At 43.8% G+C, this 19856-nt stretch carries 17 protein-coding genes; 2 read left to right on the forward strand and 15 right to left on the reverse strand.

The genetic code is table 11. The features are described 5' to 3' along the window. Positions 1–28 precede the first annotated feature (28 nt). From fsa to LD028_RS10380, 3 genes are all read right to left on the reverse strand, one after another. The gene (fsa, locus tag LD028_RS10370) at positions 29–676 is read right to left on the reverse strand and encodes a fructose-6-phosphate aldolase (protein ID WP_035020152.1); all 648 of its coding nucleotides are present in this window, start codon (positions 674–676) and stop codon (positions 29–31) included. Between the two features lie 83 nt (positions 677–759). Then, positions 760–1620 (reverse strand): class II fructose-bisphosphate aldolase, encoded by an 861-nt coding sequence (locus LD028_RS10375; protein WP_009360981.1) that lies wholly within the window; start codon positions 1618–1620, stop codon positions 760–762. 204 nt (positions 1621–1824) lie between these two features. Continuing rightward, positions 1825–2184: a response regulator gene (locus LD028_RS10380; RefSeq protein WP_006320988.1), complete on the reverse strand. Its 360-nt coding sequence runs from the start codon at positions 2182–2184 to the stop codon at positions 1825–1827. A 172-nt stretch (positions 2185–2356) separates the two neighbouring features. Between LD028_RS10380 and LD028_RS10385 the strand changes: the two genes are divergently transcribed. After that, entirely contained in the window at positions 2357–2875 is a 519-nt protein-coding gene (locus LD028_RS10385) for a DUF2529 domain-containing protein (protein WP_237811764.1), read from the forward strand. Between the two features lie 27 nt (positions 2876–2902). Here the strand turns inward: LD028_RS10385 and LD028_RS10390 are convergent, their stop codons facing one another. From LD028_RS10390 to LD028_RS10430, 9 genes are all read right to left on the reverse strand, one after another. Next, complete coding sequence (locus LD028_RS10390) at positions 2903–4498, reverse strand: CTP synthase (RefSeq protein ID WP_237811765.1); 1596 nt, start codon at positions 4496–4498, stop codon at positions 2903–2905. A gap of 154 nt (positions 4499–4652) precedes the next feature. Further along, complete coding sequence (rpoE, locus tag LD028_RS10395; protein WP_255706719.1) at positions 4653–5252, reverse strand: DNA-directed RNA polymerase subunit delta; 600 nt, start codon at positions 5250–5252, stop codon at positions 4653–4655. Between the two features lie 71 nt (positions 5253–5323). Then, on the reverse strand, positions 5324–8578 hold the full coding sequence (gene icmF, locus LD028_RS10400; protein WP_237811767.1) for a fused isobutyryl-CoA mutase/GTPase IcmF: 3255 nt from the start codon (positions 8576–8578) through the stop codon (positions 5324–5326). Positions 8579–8598: 20 nt separating this feature from the next. Continuing rightward, a complete protein-coding gene (locus LD028_RS10405) occupies positions 8599–9222 on the reverse strand; it encodes a TetR/AcrR family transcriptional regulator (RefSeq protein ID WP_035020162.1) in 624 nt (207 codons plus the stop codon). A 10-nt stretch (positions 9223–9232) separates the two neighbouring features. Then, complete coding sequence (locus LD028_RS10410; protein WP_006320994.1) at positions 9233–10372, reverse strand: acyl-CoA dehydrogenase; 1140 nt, start codon at positions 10370–10372, stop codon at positions 9233–9235. Further along, complete coding sequence (locus tag LD028_RS10415) at positions 10369–11520, reverse strand: acyl-CoA dehydrogenase (RefSeq protein ID WP_006320995.1); 1152 nt, start codon at positions 11518–11520, stop codon at positions 10369–10371. The genes LD028_RS10410 and LD028_RS10415 overlap by 4 nt, the downstream gene beginning before the upstream one ends. Before the next feature lie 13 nt (positions 11521–11533). Then, complete coding sequence (locus LD028_RS10420; protein WP_237811768.1) at positions 11534–12379, reverse strand: 3-hydroxybutyryl-CoA dehydrogenase; 846 nt, start codon at positions 12377–12379, stop codon at positions 11534–11536. Positions 12380–12393: 14 nt separating this feature from the next. Continuing rightward, a complete protein-coding gene (locus tag LD028_RS10425) occupies positions 12394–13575 on the reverse strand; it encodes an acetyl-CoA C-acetyltransferase (RefSeq protein ID WP_237811769.1) in 1182 nt (393 codons plus the stop codon). Between the two features lie 165 nt (positions 13576–13740). Beyond that, complete coding sequence (locus LD028_RS10430; protein WP_237811770.1) at positions 13741–15879, reverse strand: (Fe-S)-binding protein; 2139 nt, start codon at positions 15877–15879, stop codon at positions 13741–13743. Positions 15880–15966: 87 nt separating this feature from the next. Here LD028_RS10430 and cls point away from each other — a divergent pair, with 87 nt between their 5' ends. Then, the gene (gene cls, locus LD028_RS10435; protein WP_237811771.1) at positions 15967–17145 is read left to right on the forward strand and encodes a cardiolipin synthase; all 1179 of its coding nucleotides are present in this window, start codon (positions 15967–15969) and stop codon (positions 17143–17145) included. A 38-nt stretch (positions 17146–17183) separates the two neighbouring features. On the opposite strand, the gene argS is transcribed toward cls, so the two are convergent. From argS to LD028_RS10450, 3 genes are all read right to left on the reverse strand, one after another. Continuing rightward, positions 17184–18854: an arginine--tRNA ligase gene (argS, locus tag LD028_RS10440; RefSeq protein ID WP_006321001.1), complete on the reverse strand. Its 1671-nt coding sequence runs from the start codon at positions 18852–18854 to the stop codon at positions 17184–17186. Further along, a complete protein-coding gene (locus LD028_RS10445) occupies positions 18851–19288 on the reverse strand; it encodes a YwiB family protein (RefSeq protein WP_077429149.1) in 438 nt (145 codons plus the stop codon). Before LD028_RS10445 ends, argS begins: the two co-directional genes overlap by 4 nt. Positions 19289–19378: 90 nt before the next feature. Beyond that, positions 19379–19747, reverse strand: a complete 369-nt coding sequence (locus LD028_RS10450) for a cytochrome-c oxidase (RefSeq protein WP_237811772.1) — start codon at positions 19745–19747, stop codon at positions 19379–19381. Positions 19748–19856: the final 109 nt, after the last annotated feature.

Consider the following 19856-nt stretch of genomic DNA (forward strand, 5'->3'; position numbering starts at 1 on the left):
TCATAAAATGCGACGGAAAACTGCTTTATTATTTTTGATTTGCTTTGTTCCAGTCTGCTAAAAACTTTTCGATGCCTTGGTCTGTTAACGGATGTTTAAATAGTTGCATAAGTACATTGTAAGGAACGGTCGCAATGTGCGCTCCTTTTAATGCGGCTTCGGTCACATGTTGTGGATGACGAATGGACGCAGCGATAATCTCTGTGTCGATGTCGTGAATCGCAAAAATGTTAGCGATCGTTTCAATTAAGTCTAAACCATTATGACCGATATCGTCTAAACGGCCTAAAAACGGCGATACGTACGTCGCACCGGCGCGTGCCGCTAATAACGCTTGGTTGGCACTAAAGACAAGGGTCACGTTTGTTTTAATACCTTTTTCGCTAAATACTTTAACCGCTTTGAGTCCTTCTGGCGTCATCGGCACTTTAATTGTAATGTTTGGCGCAATTTTCGCTAATTCTTCCCCTTCTGCGATCATCCCTTCTGCGTCTGTAGCAATGACTTCGGCGCTAACGGAGCCAGAAACGAGAGAAGTAATTTCACGAAGACGATCGTGGAACGATACGTTTTCTTTTGCGACGAGGCTCGGGTTTGTCGTTACTCCCGCTAAAATGCCAAGTTCATGGGCGTGGCGAATTTCATCAATGTTCGCTGTGTCAATAAAAAATTTCATAATTTTCAACCTCCTAAACGCTTTCAAAATTGGAATGAAACAAAACCGCCCGCTTCAGCAAGGCTGAAACGGTGCGGCTTGCCTTACAACGCTTTGCCGGAAGAACCGAATTCGCGCATTTTGCCAATCACTGTTTCTTTAATCGCATCGCGGCCAGGGCCGAGGAATTTGCGCGGATCGTACACTTTTTCATCTTTTGCTAATACTTCGCGCACCACTTTTGTAAACGCCATTTGGTTTTCTGTATTGACGTTAATTTTTGATGTACCGAGCGAAATAGCACGTTGAATTTGTTCTGTCGGAATACCTGTGCCACCGTGTAATACGAGCGGTACACCTGTACGATCGCGAATTTCTTCCATCTCTTTAAAACCTAATTTCGGTTCTCCCTTGTATGGACCGTGTACAGAACCGAGCGCTGGCGCTAAACAGTCAATGCCTGTGCGCTTCACAAGCTCTTCGCACTCATCTGGATTTGCATAAATGATCCCTTCTGCCACCACATCATCTTCTTGTCCACCAACAGTTCCGAGCTCCGCTTCAACCGATACACCACGCGCATGAGCGTACTCGACAACTTTTGATGTAATTTCAACGTTTTCTTCAAACGGATGATGCGATGCATCGATCATGACTGATGTAAATCCAGCGTCGATCGCTGCTTTACATTTTTCAAAGCTTGAACCGTGATCAAGGTGAATAGCGACAGGAACAGTAATGTTCATGTCTTCCATTAACCCTTTCACCATGTTCACGACAGTTTTAAAGCCGCCCATGTAGCGAGCTGCCCCTTCTGACACACCGAGAATGACAGGAGATTTTTCTTCTTCCGCCGCTGCTAAAATTGCTTGTGTCCATTCTAAGTTGTTAATATTGAATTGACCGACCGCATACTTGCCTGCCAATGCTTGTTTAAGCATTTCCGTCATTGAAACTAAAGGCATCGCTGAATCCTCCTTAAATGTAGCCATAATTCACTATCCGAAAGCGCCTTTCACATGTACAATGACCAAAATACGACAAATTTATACAAGACGACATCGAATAGTATGTACATTATAAGAATAACAAACTTTGTTTCCACACATCAACATTATTCACTGAAACGGACGAAACTTTGTGAAAAAAGTTCAAAAAGCTGTCAATGGTTAACCGATATATTTTTTCACTGCATCACGCATATCGTCTATGTCAAAAGGTTTCGCAAAATGAGTCAGCGCACCGAGCTTTTTCGTCTCATGAATCATATCTAGTTCACCGTAGGCCGTCATGACGATAACTTTAACGTTTTCATTCATCTCTTTCATTTTCTTTAAAATTTCAACCCCATCCATGCCTGGGATTTTCATATCTAACAACACTAAGTCTGGAGAATGTTGCGCAAATAAATCAAGCGCCTGAACACCATTGGCTGCCTGATACGTTTCGTATCCTTCTTTTTGAAACACTTCGTTTAATAAAATACGAATGCCAAACTGGTCGTCCACAATTAAAATCTTCCCCGCCATATAAACACCTCTTATTTTCTCTTTTTCGTATGGAAAGTTCCTATTTTTATTATCGTATCATTACTTCGAAATTTTTACCATTTATCCTGCCTTATGTTCGAATTTTGATCATTTTTTTATTTTTTAATATAATGAACAACATAAATGATGTCGCATGAAAAGGGGATTTACCATGTTAAAAATATTATCGACACAACTTACAGGTGTGTTTCAACGAATAAGCACACAAGAAGAGGAACAGTTTGAAGATGCTGCCCGCCTACTCGCACAAGCAGTCATTAGTAACGGAACGATTTTTATTTACGGCATCGATGAAATGGAAGCAGTTGCTGCGGAGGCGCTTTATGGAGCTGAAAAGCTACCAAACGTAAAACGGCTAGATATAAACGAAGTGAAAACTGCTGATCGCGTGCTTATCGTTTCACGTTTTTGTACAAATGAAGAAGCGATTCGCATCGCTAAACAACTTCAAGAACAAAACATATGGACGATCGGTATGTCATCCATCATAGAAGAAACGACACAAACACTTGTTGATTACGTCGACGTGCATATTGATTTATGTTTAAAACAGCCGCTCGTTCCCGCAGAAGATGGCACGCGCATCGGCTTTCCTTCCGCTGTTGCCGCTTTATTTGCGTATCATAGCTTAGCGCTCATGACGCAAGAAATTGTCGCAGAATACGAGTAAGAGGATGCCCATATCGGACATCCTCCTTTATTTTTGCAACGATGCGCGAATAAATTCGCGGAAAAGCGGCTGTGGACGCGTCGGACGAGATGTAAACTCCGGATGGAACTGTGCCGCAACAAACCATGGGTGATCTTTCAATTCGACAATTTCGACAAGACGGCCATCTGGGCTTGTACCTGAAAAAACAAAACCGTTCTCTTCCATCATCGTACGGTACTCGTTGTTAAACTCATAACGATGGCGATGGCGTTCATAAACGACCTCATCTTGATATGCGTCGTACGCTTTCGTTCCTTCCACAAGCTTGCACGGATATAAGCCGAGGCGAAGCGTTCCACCTAAATCTTCAATGTCCTTTTGTTCTGGCAATAAGTCAATAATTGGATGCGGTGTGCTTGGATCGATTTCCGCTGAATGCGCACCTTTTAAGCCGACGACATGACGAGCGAACTCGACAGACGCTAGCTGCATACCTAAACAAATGCCAAGGAATGGGATACGCTGTTCACGCGCATAGCGAATCGCCTCAATTTTTCCTTCGATGCCGCGGTCGCCAAATCCGCCCGGAACGAGAATACCATTTACCCCTTGAAGCAACTGAGCGACATTGTTTCGATCGACATGCTCGGAGTTAATCCAACGAATATCGATGTCAGCATCAAAGGCATATCCTGCATGACGTAACGCTTCGACGACAGAAATATACGCATCTTGTAGTTCAACATATTTTCCAACGAGCGCAATCGTCGTTTTGTTTGATAAGTTGCGCACTTTTTCAACAAGCGCAACCCACTCTGTCATATCCGCTTCGTTGCAGTTTAGTTTTAAATGTTCACAAACAATTTGATCTAATTTTTGTTCTTGAAGCATAAGCGGTACAGCGTATAGCGTATCGGCATCGCGCGCTTCAATAACCGCTTTCGGATCGATGTCGCAGAACAAAGCAATTTTATCTTTCATATCTTGAGACATCGGCATTTCTGTGCGCACGACGATGACGTTTGGCTGAATACCTAAGCTGCGCAATTCTTTGACGCTATGTTGCGTCGGTTTCGTTTTCATTTCACCTGCCGCTTTAATATACGGCACAAGTGTACAATGAATGTACATCACATTGTCGCGACCGACATCGCTTTTAATTTGACGAATGGCCTCTAAAAATGGAAGAGATTCAATGTCGCCAACCGTTCCACCGATTTCGGTAATAACAACATCCGCATTCGTCTCACGTCCTGCCCTAAACACACGCTCTTTAATTTCGTTCGTAATGTGCGGAATAACTTGTACCGTTCCTCCTAAATAATCGCCGCGACGTTCTTTTTTCAATACGGTGGAATAAATTTTTCCTGTTGTGACGTTGCTGTATTTGTTTAAATTAATGTCAATAAAGCGCTCGTAATGGCCTAAATCTAAGTCCGTTTCCGCCCCGTCATCTGTGACAAACACTTCTCCATGTTGATACGGACTCATCGTTCCTGGGTCAACGTTAATGTACGGATCAAATTTTTGAATGGTCACTTTCAAGCCGCGATTTTTTAATAAGCGACCAAGTGAAGCAGCCGTAATTCCTTTCCCAAGCGATGATACGACGCCACCTGTTACAAAAATATATTTTGTCATGACCTTCCCCCTCGATTCATTTGGAATAGTTACAGTGTGTGCGAATTCGGGGAAAAATAAAAACGCTCCGCTTACAAATATGTAAGGGAGCGAACGTATCTCTATGAAAAGAGCCCAAACAGAATTCTACATATATCGAGGTAAAAAGTCAAGGTTATAATTCCTCATCTTCTCCTAACTCTAATTCTTCATCGACGACATCTAGCTCTTCATCAATCGGTTCATCATCTAAATCTAGTTCTTCGTCTAATAAGTCGTCAATCACTTCTTCATCTTCATCTAATTCAAAATCGTCGTCTAACAATTCTTCGTCGTCCAATAATTCCTCATCTAAATCGTCATATACTAATTCGTCCTCATCGACCATGTCATCAAAGTCATCAAAGTCATCCGCCACTTTTTTCTTCTTCTTCACGCGTTCTACAGGCACCGCTTCGTCTTCTGTTTGATCATACGGATACCATGAACGTAAGCCCCAAGCCGTTTCCCCAACACAAATAAACCGGCCGTCGACGTTTAAATCTGTATAAAACTGCGCTAGTCGTGCGCTTACTTCACTTTCAGATAGCCCTTTCATCGCGACGAGTTGCTCGACCATCTCTTGAAATGACACCGTCTGTTTTTTCTCACACAATAGCAAATACGCAAGTTCGACGAAAGACATCTCTCGCAATTGTTCTTGAGAGTATTGCTCCAAACTCACTTTCCGCACTCCCTTTCTCCAACGTATGAAAACAACAAAAATCCATACCATTCATTATAAACAAATTCATTTACTTTATGCTAGACGGTTGCCCAAAAAAAATGTCGGGACATCCCCCGACATTACATATTGCGGCGATATTGTCCACCGACTTCATACAACGCTTTCGTAATTTGTCCTAAGCTTGCTACTCTGACTGTTTCCATCAACTCAGCAAAAATGTTGCCACCGCTTACTGCGACATGTTTTAAACGAGCGAGCGCCGCTTCCACTTCGTCTTTATGTTCTTCATGGAATTTGCGTAAGTTTTCAAGTTGTAATTGCTTTTCTTCGTATGATGCGCGTGCAAGCTGTAGGCTTTCAATTTCTTCTTCAACCGCTGCGTTCGGGTTTAAATATGTGTTTACCCCGATGATCGGCAGTTCTCCGCTATGTTTTTTCATTTCATAATACATCGATTCATCTTGGATTTTACCGCGTTGATATTGCATTTCCATCGCACCAAGCACGCCACCGCGTTCATCAAGGCGCTCAAACTCTTTTAATACCGCCTCTTCCACTAAGTCGGTTAATTCTTCGATAATAAATGAACCTTGTAGCGGATTTTCGTTTTTCGTTAATCCATGCTCTTTTGTAATGATGAGCTGAATCGCCATCGCGCGACGAACAGACTCTTCGGTCGGTGTTGTGATCGCCTCATCGTAGGCGTTCGTATGCAATGAGTTACAGTTATCATGAAGCGCCATAAGCGCCTGTAGTGTTGTACGAATGTCGTTAAAGTCAATTTCTTGCGCGTGAAGCGAACGTCCTGATGTTTGGATGTGATATTTCAACTTTTGGCTTCGTTCATTTGCCCCGTATTTTTCACGCATCGCAACCGCCCAAATGCGTCGGGCTACGCGACCGATGACAGTATATTCTGGATCGAGACCGTTGCTGAAGAAAAATGATAAGTTTGGCGCAAAATCATCGATGTGCATGCCTCGGCTTAAATAATATTCCACGTACGTAAAACCGTTTGCTAGCGTAAATGCCAATTGCGTAATCGGGTTTGCGCCTGCTTCGGCAATGTGGTAGCCTGAAATCGACACAGAATAATAGTTACGAACGCGATTGTCAATGAAATATTGTTGAATGTCCCCCATCATACGCAACGCAAATTCCGTTGAGAAGATGCACGTATTTTGTCCTTGATCCTCTTTTAAAATATCCGCTTGAACTGTTCCGCGTACCGTCTGTAACGTTTGCGCTTTCACTTGCTCATATTCTTCTTTCGTCAACTTTCGCCCAAGCTCTGCTTCTTTTTTCTCTACTTGTTGATCAATCGCCGTATTCATAAACATCGCTAAAATGATCGGCGCAGGACCGTTAATTGTCATCGATACGGATGTAAGTGGGTCGCATAAATCAAATCCTTTGTATAGCTTTTTCATGTCGTCTAACGTACAAACGCTTACGCCGCTTTCGCCAATTTTCCCGAAAATGTCTGGACGTTCATTCGGGTCTTCTCCATATAACGTCACAGAGTCGAAGGCGGTGCTTAACCGTTTCGCCGGATCGTCTTTGCATAAGTAATGGAAGCGCCGATTCGTTCGCTCTGGCGTACCTTCTCCTGCAAATTGCCGCTTCGGATCTTCCTCTTGTCGTTTAAACGGGAACACACCTGCTGTAAACGGGAATACACCTGGCACATTTTCCTTATAAAGCCATCGTAAAATTTCTCCGTAATCTTTAAACTTTGGTAACGCGACCTTTGGAATATCTAAACCTGCTAAACTTTTCGTTGTGAGCGGGGTGACGATTTCTTTATCGCGCACTTTCGTCACAAACTCTTTAGCGGCATATTTCTTTTTGACATCTTCCCATGAAGCTAATAGTTTTCTTGACTCTGGCGTTAATTTTTCTTCATATGACCGCTTTGCCTCTTGCAAGGCTGCTAATGCTTGTTCATGATGGCGCTCATTCATCGTTTCGATGGCGCCTTCGAGCTGAAATACGCGACGAGCAATTTCACATTGTTCATTGACGCGCTTATGATATTGTCGGATCGTATCGGCAATTTCACGCAAATAATGGCGGCGTTCGTTCGGAATAATGACGTTTTGTTTTTCAACATGATCGACTTTTTGCAGCGTCGTCGTCCAATTCGTGCCCATTCGCTCATTAATTAAGTCGACTAATGCGACAAATAACGTATTTGTTCCCGGATCGTTAAATTGGCTTGCGATCGTGCCGAATACAGGCATTTCGCTTACGTCGCGATCAAATAATTGGTGGCTTCGCTGATATTGCTTCTGTACTTGACGCTTCGCATCTTCTGACCCTTTGCGCTCAAATTTATTAATGACGATGAGATCGGCATAGTCGATCATATCAATTTTTTCAAGCTGAGATGGGGCGCCAAATTCGCTCGTCATGACGTACATCGCAATATCGCAAATATCTTTAATTGCTGCATCCCCTTGTCCGATGCCGCTCGTTTCCACAATCACTAAGTCAAAACCCGCTGCTTTCACGACTTCAATCGCGTCTTGAATGGCAAGCGACAATTCCGAACGTGAACTACGCGTTGCTAAGCTGCGCATATATACGCGCGGAGAAGAAATGGCGTTCATACGAATGCGATCCCCAAGCAACGCACCGCCCGTTTTTTGCTTCGTCGGGTCAACCGATAAAATCGCCACTTTTTTCTCGGGAATTTCGTTTAAAAAACGACGCACAAGCTCATCAGTAAGCGAACTTTTTCCCGCACCACCGGTTCCGGTAATTCCGATAACTGGTACGCGTTTCGCCATCGCTTTCACTTGTTGCAAAACCGCTTCCGTTGTAGCGGCAACTTCGCTATGAGTATTGACGCGATTTTCGCATACGGTAATTAAGCGCGCCACCGCTTGAACGTCCCCGTTCGCTAATCGCTCTACTTCATCGGTAATTTCCTTGACGGTCGGAAAATCACATTCTTCCATCATGATGTTAATCATTCCTTGCAATCCATAGCGACGCCCGTCTTCTGGTGAGAAAATGCGGGCGATGCCGTATTCGTGCAACTCTTTTATTTCCCTTGGAATAATGACGCCACCGCCACCGCCGTAAATGCGAATATGCCCTGCGCCACGCTGTTGTAATAAGTCGTACATATATTTAAAAAACTCCATATGGCCGCCTTGATATGAAGATACCGCAATTCCTTGTACATCTTCTTGAATGGCGGCGTTCACAATTTCCTCAACGGAGCGGTTATGGCCGAGATGAATGACCTCCGCTCCGCTTGCTTGTAAAATGCGACGCATAATGTTAATGGCTGCATCGTGCCCATCAAATAAACTAGACGCCGTCACAAAGCGAACGTGATGTTTTGGACGATAAATGTGAGCCATGTTTCTCCCATCCCCTTTCGCTACCGCTTCATAATGCCTTCAAGCAATAGCTTTGTTTGCAATTCAATATATTCATCGAGCGTATACATTTTTTTCAACGCCCAACGACGGAATCCCCACATTTGACCGAGAACGAAAATGTTATGTGCAAACAATTGAATTTCTCGTTCCGTTAATGAAAATACCCCATTGTCTACGCAACGTCGTAAAATATGTTCGAACATCGCAACCATTTGCAATTCTTTATTAAGCACATACGGAAGCGATTCTTTGCCGAGCGACTTTGCCTCTTGATACATGACGAGCACTTCGTCTTGCAGCTCGTCAACGACACGGAAATAGTAATCAATCGCTAATTTTAAACCGTCTAAATCCCCTTTTGTCGTATCGATTGCTTGCTCCATACGATCGCGCACTTCATCGTAAATCCGATCGCACACTAAATAAAGGACATCTTCTTTTTTGCGAATGTATTCGTATAACGTTCCGATGCTAAAGCCAGAAGCGCGGGCAATTTCGCGCGTCGTCGTTTGATGAAACCCCTTTTGCTTAAATAGCGAAATCGCCCCTTTTATCATTTGATTGCGCCTTTTTTTCACAAGCCGTTCGTCTTTCACAGACGCGGGCACTTCACGTTTTTTCATCACATCACTCCTATTTCGTCAACATTCTTGAAATGACGATGCGTTGAATTTCTTGCGTGCCTTCATAAATTTGCGTAATTTTTGCATCGCGCATAAACCGTTCGACTGGATAGTCTTTCGTATAACCGTAGCCACCGAAAATTTGTACTGCCTCAACGGTGACTTTCATTGCTGTATCCCCTGCAAACAATTTCGCCATCGCAGATTCTTTTCCGTACGGTAAACCGTTTGATTCGAGCCACGCCGCTTGATACGTTAGTAAACGCGCAGCTTCAATGGCAGTTGCCATATCAGCTAGTTTAAAGGCAATGCCTTGTTGTTCTGCAATCGGCTTGCCGAATTGAATACGTCCTTTCGCATATTCTACCGCTGCATCTAACGCCCCTTGCGCGATGCCAACCGCCTGCGCTGCGATACCATTTCGACCGCCATCAAGCGTCATCATCGCAATTTTAAATCCTTCTCCTTCTTCACCGAGCAAATTTTCTTTCGGAATGCGACAATCTTCAAAAATAAGCTCCGTTGTTGGCGATGAACGAATGCCGAGCTTTTTCTCTTTTTTCCCGATCGAAAAACCAGGCGTTCCTTTTTCAACAATAAATGCGCTAATGCCGCGATGTTTTTTCTCTGGATCTGTCACCGCAAAAACGACATAAATGTCCGCTTCTCCACCGTTTGTAATCCATACTTTTGAACCGTTTAATACGTAATGATCACCATCACGCACCGCACGCGTTTTCATCGCTGACACGTCAGAACCTGCACCCGGCTCAGATAAACCGTACGCCCCAAGCTTTTCCCCTGTCGCTAGTGCTCGTAAATACGTTTGTTTTTGTTGTTCTGTCCCAAATTTATAAATTGGCCAACTTGCTAATGAAATGTGAGCAGAAAGCGTCACTCCCGTCGATGCGCATACCTTTGAAAGCTCTTCCACCGCGATGACGTATGCCAAATAGTCGCTACCGATACCGCCGTATTCCTCTGGCCATGGGATGCCCGTCAAACCGAGATCTGCCATTTTATTGAAAATGTCGCGGTCAAAACGTTCTTCTTCATCGCGTTCTGCTGCGGTTGGTGCAACTTCGTTTTTCGCAAAGTCGCGCACCATTTTTCGTATCATTTCATGCTCTTCGCTTAATTGAAAGTTCATTTCCCCATCCCCCTAAACAAATGTTTACTAATGACGAGCCGCTGAATTTCGCTCGTTCCTTCGTAAATTTCACATACTTTCGCATCGCGGAATAATCGTTCAACCGGATAGTCTTCGGTATAACCGTTGCCTCCGAAAATTTGTACCGCTTCAATAGCGTTTTCCATCGCCGTTTTCGATGCAAAAAGCTTCGCCATCGATGCTTCTTTTCCACACGGCATGCCGTTTGAGCGTAAAAACGCTGCACGATAAACAAGCAGTTTAGCCGCTTCAACGTTCGTGGCCATATCGGCTAGTTTAAAAGCAATACCTTGTTGTTCGGCAATCGGCTTTCCAAACTGAATGCGTTCTTTCGCATAATTCGTCGCGTGTTCAAGCGCTGCTTCCGCAATGCCGAGCGATTGCGCTGCAATTCCGATGCGACCGCTATCTAAATTAGCCATCGCGATTTTAAAGCCATCGCCTTCTTGACCGAGCAAATTTTCTGCTGGTACGCGCATATCTTCAAACGATAATTGAACGGTGCGCGATCCGTGAAGCCCCATTTTTTTCTCGTCTTTTCCGATGACAAGACCTGGGGTATGTTTTTCAACGATAAATGCGCTTACTCCTTTACTTCCTTTTTCTTCTGGATTTGTACGGGCAAATACGATGTACGTGTCCGCTTCTCCACCATTTGTAATAAATACTTTCGAACCGTTTAATACGTAATGATCGCCGTCGCGAATAGCTGTCGTTTTTAAGCTTGCCGCATCCGATCCTGACCCTGGCTCCGTTAAGCAAAACGCCCCTAAATATTCCCCGCTCGCTAGCTTCGGCACATATTTTTGCTTTTGCTCTTCCGTTCCAAAATATAAAATCGGATTGGTGCCGACAGACGTATGGACAGATAAAATGACTCCAACGGTTGCGCTCACTTTTGAAATTTCATGTATCGCAATGATATATGATGTAAAATCCATCCCCGCTCCACCGTATTGTTCAGAAACGGTAATGCCCATTAACCCAAGCTCCGCCATTTTTTCAAGAATGGGCCGCGGAAACTCCCCACGCTCCATGCGCTCGACGAACGGTGCAATTTCATTTGCTGCAAACTCGCGCACCATTTGACGCATCATTTGTTGTTCTTCTGTAAAATGAAAATTCATGGTGTCAACTCCTTTATTCGTACGTGTAAAATCCTCGCCCTGTTTTTCGTCCGAGCCAACCCGCTTTCACATATTTGCGTAAAAGCGGACATGGGCGGTATTTATCGTCACCAAGCCCATCATGAAGCACTTCCATAATGTATAAACACGTATCTAAGCCAATAAAATCCGCTAAAGTGAGCGGGCCCATCGGATGATTCATTCCGAGCTTCATCACTTCGTCGATCGCTTCTTTTGTGGCAACGCCTTCGTATAAACAATAAATCGCTTCGTTAATCATCGGCATTAATACACGATTGGAAACAAACCCTGGGAAGTCGTTCACTTCAACCGGTACTTTTCCTAACGTTTTTGTCATTTGCTCAATCGCTTCATACACTTCGTCAGCCGTCGCAAGACCGCGAATAATTTCGACAAGTTTCATAATTGGTACCGGATTCATAAAATGCATGCCAATGACTTTTTCTGGTCGTTTCGTTGCTGCGGCAATTTCTGTAATCGGTAAAGAGGACGTATTTGTTGCTAGAATGGCATGCGAAGGTGTAATTTCGTCTAGTTGTGCAAACAGTGCTGTTTTCACATCCATATTTTCAACAACAGCTTCAATGACGACATCGACATCGCTTCCATCTTGCAAATTTGTCGATGTACGAATGCGATCCATCGCTTCATCGCGCTGTGGTTCGCTTAACGTTCCTTTTTCAACAAATTTATTGATGCTTTTTGCAATATTGTTGAGCCCCCATTGTACACGCTCTTCGTTGACATCATTTAAAATGACATCATACCCTGCCGTTGCGCACACTTGGGCAATTCCTGATCCCATTTGGCCTGCGCCAACAACCATCACTTTTTTCATGTCCCCATCCCCCATTAATGAACTTCAATCATTATTGCATCGCCTTGACCGCCTCCGCTACAAATCGCTGCAATGCCAAGGCCGCCTCCGCGACGCTTCAATTCATGAATTAACGTAATCATAATGCGCGCTCCGCTCGCTCCGATCGGATGCCCAAGCGCAATGGCACCGCCGTTTACATTTACTTTTTCTTCTGGCAAGTCAGCAATTTTCATGCTTGCTAAAGCGACAGTAGCGAACGCTTCGTTAATTTCAAATAAGTCAATGTCGTTTACGGTTTTGCCTGTTTTACGCAACAATTCGTTGATGACGATGCCTGGTGTTTTCGGAAAATCTTTCGCTTCAATCGCAATCGCCGTATGGGCTACAATTGTCGCAAGTGGCGTGAGCCCTTCTTTTTGCGCGCGCTCTTCGCTCATTAATACGAGTGCAGCTGCTCCATCGTTTACCCCCGGCGCATTGCCTGCTGTAATCGTGCCTGTTGGATCAAATACGGGCGCAAGTTTCGCTAATTTTTCAAGCGATGTATCCTTGCGCGGTGATTCATCCACCGCTACGGTGATCGGTTCCCCTTTTCGTTGTGGAATAGAAACAGGGACGATTTCTTCAGCAAATTTGCCGCTTTCGATCGCCGCAATCGCTAATTGATGACTGCGATACGCCCAGCGGTCTTGTTCTTCGCGCGTAATGCCTAACTCTTTTGCTGTTTCACTTCCGTAAATACCCATATGCACACCTGTAAAACTGCATGTCAATCCATCATAGACCATTAAATCTTTCACCGTCGAGTCGCCCATACGCAATCCCCAACGTGCTTTCGGTAATATATACGGCGCATTGCTCATCGATTCCATTCCACCTGCAACGATGACGTCCGCATCTCCAGCACGAATGATTTGATCGCCGAGCGTGACGCTACGCATCCCTGAGGCGCACACTTTATTAATCGTTTCGGTTTTTGTCTCCCACGGAATCCCCGCTTCTCTCGCTGCTTGCCGCGATGGAAGTTGTCCTTGTCCACCTTGCAATACGGTGCCGAATACGACTTCATCAACATGTTTTGCATTCATATTTGCGCGCACGAGCGCCTCTTTGATCGCGATACCTCCAAGCTGCGCTGCGCTCAATGCGCTTAAACCGCCACCAAACTTTCCAAAAGGTGTACGTATCCCACTAACAATGACCGTTTTCCCCATGTTTCTCCCCCTTTTCGTTATAAGAAAGCCCTTTCAAAAATATTGAGCGAACGCTCGTTCAATGATGGACGGGCAAAGAAGGCGCACGAAACCGCACACCTTCCTATTGTTTTCATTATACCAGAAATATCTTAAAAATAAAACTATTTATTTTTTTTAGAATTTTTAATGAACAGGTCCAAATACCGCCTTTTCTAACAACTCCGCCACATCATACGTGCCAACTTTTTCTTCTACTTCTTTTGCTTTCGTACCATCTGATAACATTGTTAAGCAGTACGGACAGCCAGAGCTAATAACTGTCGGATTCACTTCTAGCGCCTGTTCTGTGCGCGCGACGTTAATGCGGGTGCCTGTTGTTTCTTCCATCCACATTAATCCGCCACCAGCGCCACAACACATGCCTGTTTCACGATGGCGTGCCATTTCAACAAGTTTCACACCCGGAATCGCTTTCAAAATTTGACGCGGTGCATCGTATACGTCGTTATATCGACCTAAATAACATGAATCATGGAATGTCACGACTTCGTTTACTTCATATTTCGGGACAAGACGGCCTTCTTCAACAAGCTTTGCTAGTAACTCCGTATGGTGATATACTTCCGCTTCAAAGCCGAAATCTGGATATTCGTTTTTGAATGTGTTATACGCATGCGGGTCGATCGTCACAATTTTTTTCACGCCCGCTTTTTCAAATTCGGCAATATTGGCTGTCGCTAATTCTTGGAATAAAAATTCGTTTCCTAAACGGCGTGGCGTATCGCCCGAGTTTTTCTCTTTGTTTCCTAAAATCGCAAATTTCACGCCTGCTTCATTTAATAGACGCGCAAAGGCTAACGCAATTTTTTGACTTCGATTATCGAAAGAACCCATCGAACCAACCCAGAATAAATATTCGAATTCTTCCCCTGCTTTTTGCATTTCTTTTACTGTCGGAATGCGGACATCTTCACGCAACTCGCGCCAATTTTCTTTTTCTTTGCGATTGAGTCCCCATGGGTTTCCTTGACGTTCGATATTTGTCATCGCCCGTTGTGCATCTGGGTTTAACTTTCCTTCTGTTAATACGAGGTAACGACGCAAATCAATAATTTTATCGACATGTTCATTCATCACTGGGCATTGGTCTTCACAGTTGCGACACGTCGTACATGCCCAAATTTCTTCTTCCGTAATGACATCGCCAATTAAGTTCGGCATTTCAATCGTTGCGGCTTGTTCTTGCATTCCTTGTGCCATAAAAGCGAGCTGGTTTCCTTTTGTGTTCGCAAACGCAAACGTCGGCACCCAAGGAGCTTTCGATGTAATGGCTGCACCTTTTTCTGTTAAATGGTCGCGCAACTTTAAAATAAGATCCATCGGTGATAACATTTTCCCTGTCCCCGTTGCTGGGCACATGTTCGTACAGCGCCCGCACTCGACACAGGCATATAAATCGATAAGTTGCGTTTGCTTAAAGTCTTCAATCTTCCCGACGCCAAACGATTCTTGTGTCTCATCTTCAAAGTTGATTTTTTCAAGTTTCGGTCTCGTTAATCGGCTGAAAAAGACGTTAACTGGTCCGGCAATTAAATGGGCGTGTTTTGATTGTGGCACGTACACTAAAAACGTTAATAAAATAAGCAAATGCACCCACCAAGCGACAAAAAACAACGCCGCTGCTCCTGTTTCGCCTACCCAACTAAACGCAAGCGCAATGGCAGAAGCGACAGGTTCGCTCCACGATGATCCTTCGTTATGCCAAATGCGTCCCATACCGTTACCGAATAACACCGAAAGCATTAGTCCACCGATAAAAATAAGGACAAGTCCTGCTTTGAAATCACGTTTTAAACGGACGAGCTTTTCGATGTAACGGCGATAAAACGCCCATAACACCGCCACTAAAATAAGCAATGTGATAATTTCTTGGAAAAACGTAAACGCTGGATAAAGTGGCCCAAGCGGCAAGTGAGCCCCTGGCACAAGCCCTTTAATAATGAAATCAATGGCACCAAACTGAACGAGAATAAAGCCGTAAAAGAACATGACGTGAATAATACCGCTTTTTTTGTCTTTTAACAGCTTTTTTTGCCCAAAGACGTTCACCCATATGTTTTGTAGACGCTCTTTCACTTTTCCATCAAACTCAACTTTTTTCCCTAACTTAATATACGCAATGCGCGTTTTCACGAGATACACAAACAAATGAACGGCGTACGCTGTCACAAGTAAAAAAGCAATCCAGTTCAACCAAAGCACAATACCCTTCCCCCTTTGTTGTAAAAATAAAATAAATTTTCTGAACAAACTTACTTTCATTATATAATGAATGAGCATTCAGTCAATATTTTTTCTCATTTTTTATTTTCTTTTTGGGAAAACTACAACAATGAAAGGAGTGGGGGCATGCGCTGGCTCATAGTTGCTATTATTTTATTGTTTCTTCTTTTGCTCGATTATAAATGGGGCGATAAAGTGTCAAAAACGACAGCACGAAAAAAAATCGGTGTCGAACGACAAAGCGACATCACGCTATTTACGACGGGTGAAACGTTGTTTGAAGACTATTTCGCGCAACTAGAACAAGCGAAACATCATATTCACATTTTATTTTACATCGTACGCAATGATGAAATCGGGCAACGATTTTTTTCTTTACTTGAGCAAAAAGTAAATGAAGGAGTAGAAGTGCGTCTACTTGTTGATTGGGTTGGCAGTTTCGGGCTACCGTCATCCCTCCGACAAAAAAGCGGGCAATTTGCCTTTGCGAATCGTCCGACATTGCCGTTTTTTTTCTACAAATTGAACGAACGAAATCACCGAAAAATTACCGTGATTGATGGAAAAGTTGGCTATTTAGGTGGGTTTAACGTCGGAAAAGAATATATTGGTCAAGATCCGAAGTTTGGCCATTGGCGCGACTATCATTTAAAAATTATGGGAGAAGGGGTTCATGATTTGCAGCGACAATTCCAAGAAGATTGGAAAAAAGCGACTGGGCAATCGTTTGGAGATGATGAACGGTATTTTCCACCTCTTCAAAAAGGAACGGTGAAACACCGCTTTCTTCCGACAAATGGAGCATATTTAGAGGATGAGTTTATTCAACTGATCGAACAGGCGAAAAGGGAAATCTTGATCGGTACCCCGTATTTCATTCCGAGCCAAAAATTGATGAACGCTCTTTTGAAAGCGATGAAACGAGGTGTTCAACTAACCATTATTGCCCCGATGCAAGCGGATCATCCGTTTGTCAGAGAAGCTTCATTTCCTCATTTTCGTCAGCTTCTTCGCGCAGGAGCTCGTATTTATCAGTTTTATAACGGGTTTTACCATGCAAAAGTAATTGTCATCGATGACGATATATGTGATATCGGCACAGCGAATTTCGATCATCGCAGCTTGTTCATCAACTACGAAATGAATTGTTACATATATGACAAACCGTTCATTCAATATGTGAAACAAACGATCACTCGCGATATCGACACATCCACGTTGTTGACAGCGGAATATTTTCGCAAGCAATCTTGGCTTGACCGACTAAAAGAAGGCGTTGCGACTTTGATGTCTCCATTGTTGTAATGAGAAAGGGTGCCCTATTTGGGACACCCTCTTTTGCATTACATTTTTTCCGGTGCATGTACACCAACAAGCGCTAACGCATTTTTCAATGTAATTTGTACAGCTTTCATAAGCGCCAGGCGAGCGCGGCTTTTTTCAACATTCGTTGCATCAAGCACTTTTTCCGCGTTGTAAAAACTATGCAACGCTGAAGCAAGATCAAAAATGTAGTTCGTCATGCGATGTGGTGAACGTTTCACCGCTGCTTCCGCAACAGCTGAAGGAAACTCTCCAAGTTTTTTCAATAAGTCTATTTCTTTTTCCGCTAATTCGTATGTGAAAGAGAGTTGTCCATCATAAGATAATCCTTGTTCTTCACCTTGACGAAGCATGCTGCATACACGTGCATGAGCATATTGCGCATAGTACACAGGGTTTTCATTCGATTGCGACACCGCTAAGTCCATATCAAAATCTAAATGCGTATCCGATGAGCGCATCGCAAAGAAATAGCGCGTGGCGTCTAGTCCGACTTCTTCCATTAAGTCGCGCAACGTAACCGCCTTTCCTGTCCGCTTGCTCATGCGCACTTTTTCACCGTTTTGATACAAGCTGACAAGCTGAATAATTTCAACTTCCAATACATCAGGGTCGTATCCGAGCGCAGCGATCGCCGCCTTCATGCGCGGAATGTAACCGTGATGATCGGCTCCCCAAATGTTAATAATTTTTTCAAACCCGCGCTCAAGTTTATCTTGATGATACGCAATATCTGGCAATAAATATGTGTACGTGCCATCTTGTTTGATGAGCACGCGGTCTTTGTCGTCACCGAATGTCGTCGAACGGAACCATGTCGCGCCATCTTGTTCGTAAATATGTCCTTTTTCGCGCAATGTCTCAAGCGCCTTTTCGATTTTTCCGTTATGGTAAAGAGACGTTTCCGAATACCATACGTCAAACGTGACGCGGAAGTCCGCTAAATCTTTTTTAATTTTATCCATTTCAAACGCTAATCCGTACTCGCGAAACTGTTGAAGTCGCTCTTGTTCATCGAGCGCGACAAACTTGTCGCCATGTTCTTCTGCTAATTTTTTCCCTAGTTCAATAATATCTTCACCGAAGTAGCCGTCTTCTGGCATATCTTTATCAATGCCAAGCGCTTGAAAATAGCGCGCTTCGACCGACTTGGCTAAGTTGGCAATTTGGTTGCCGGCATCGTTAATGTAATATTCTCGCGTGACGTCAAAACCTGCTTTTTTCAAAATGTTGCATAACGAATCACCAACCGCTGCTCCACGTGCGTGACCTAAGTGCAAACTACCTGTCGGGTTTGCGGAGACGAACTCAACTTGCACTTTTTGACCGTTGCCGACGTTTGTTTCGCCGTATGCGTCCCCTGCTTGTAAAATGGTTGGAACGAGTTCTGTTAAATAGCGATTGTCCATGTAAAAATTAATAAACCCTGGTCCAGCAATGTCCACTTTTTTCACGAACACAGCTTCACCGTTAAAATGGCGTACAATGTCTTCCGCAATCATGCGTGGTGCCTTTTTTGCAACGCGCGCGAGTTGCATCGCAACGTTTGTTGAATAGTCGCCGTGCGCTTTATCTTTTGGCGTCTCTAAAATGACGTTTGGAACGTCTGCTTCTGTCGCGACTCCTGAGCGAATGACTGCTTCCCTGATTTCTTCTTTTAACTTTTGTTTCATTTGTTCAACAATGTTCATTTTTTTGCCTCCTTAAACGAAATCGTCACCGTATGACGACCAACGTGTTTCCCTGATAAATGGAGTATGTAAGAAAAAAACAACTGCCCTTTTTTCGTTTTCTCGTTATACTGATACAGCACTTGTTCTGTTTTTGTTTTCATTTCCCAGCGCGCCATCGGGCTTTCGTACGTGCCGATCGTTTCCGACTGCTTGCGAAACGTATGTCGCATCGAGATCGCACCGGAACGAAGAACGACGACTTCATCATTGGCAATTTTCACAACGTTTTTGATCGTTTCTCCTTCATACGTCTCTTCAAACGTTACATACGTTGCGTCTCCTTTTAAGTAGTATAAACCATTTGCCTCAATGACAACAATTTCTTTTCGTGCACCGTCGCGAATTTCTGTCACCTGCTTTAGCTGTATCGGTACTCCGTTCACCTTCCCCACATCCTCGCTGTTGTTGTGACTGTAGATAAGTATAGAAAAAGAGGCGCATACATGCAATAGGCGGCCTCTTTTTAGAGACCGCCGAACAGGTTATGCTTGCTTTAAGTTTTTTAATACATTCCATGCAAACACGAGCACCGCGAGCGTCACAAGAGTACCTCCGATCGCTGTGAGCGGAATGAATGCTTCATTTCCAGAAACGACAAACGCTAAACCGATCATCATCACTGGTAATCCGATGTTATGAAGCCAAAAGTGTGCTTTCGCCGTTTTTGTTTCCGCAATATGAGGGAATAAATGATATAAAATGCCAGCAAGCGTCAACGCCGTCCAACCGAGCAAGTTAATATGGACGTGGACAGGTGTAAATGTAAAAACGTGCGTCATCGACATATAAAGCCCTAAACAGACGCCAATTGCGAAATAAACAGCCGAAATTTTAATCAATCGAATACCCATTTTTCTCACCTCCTTTCAAACGTTTCCATCATGTAAATGTTACTTTCAATGTATGACGTTGGAAATACTTTTATGAAAAAAAATCCCTGTCGCGCTGACAGGGATTTTT

The sequence above is a fragment of the Anoxybacillus sp. LAT27 genome (assembly GCF_022030075.1).
In the GTDB taxonomy this organism is placed as follows: Bacteria; Bacillota; Bacilli; order Bacillales; family Anoxybacillaceae; genus Anoxybacillus; species Anoxybacillus kestanbolensis.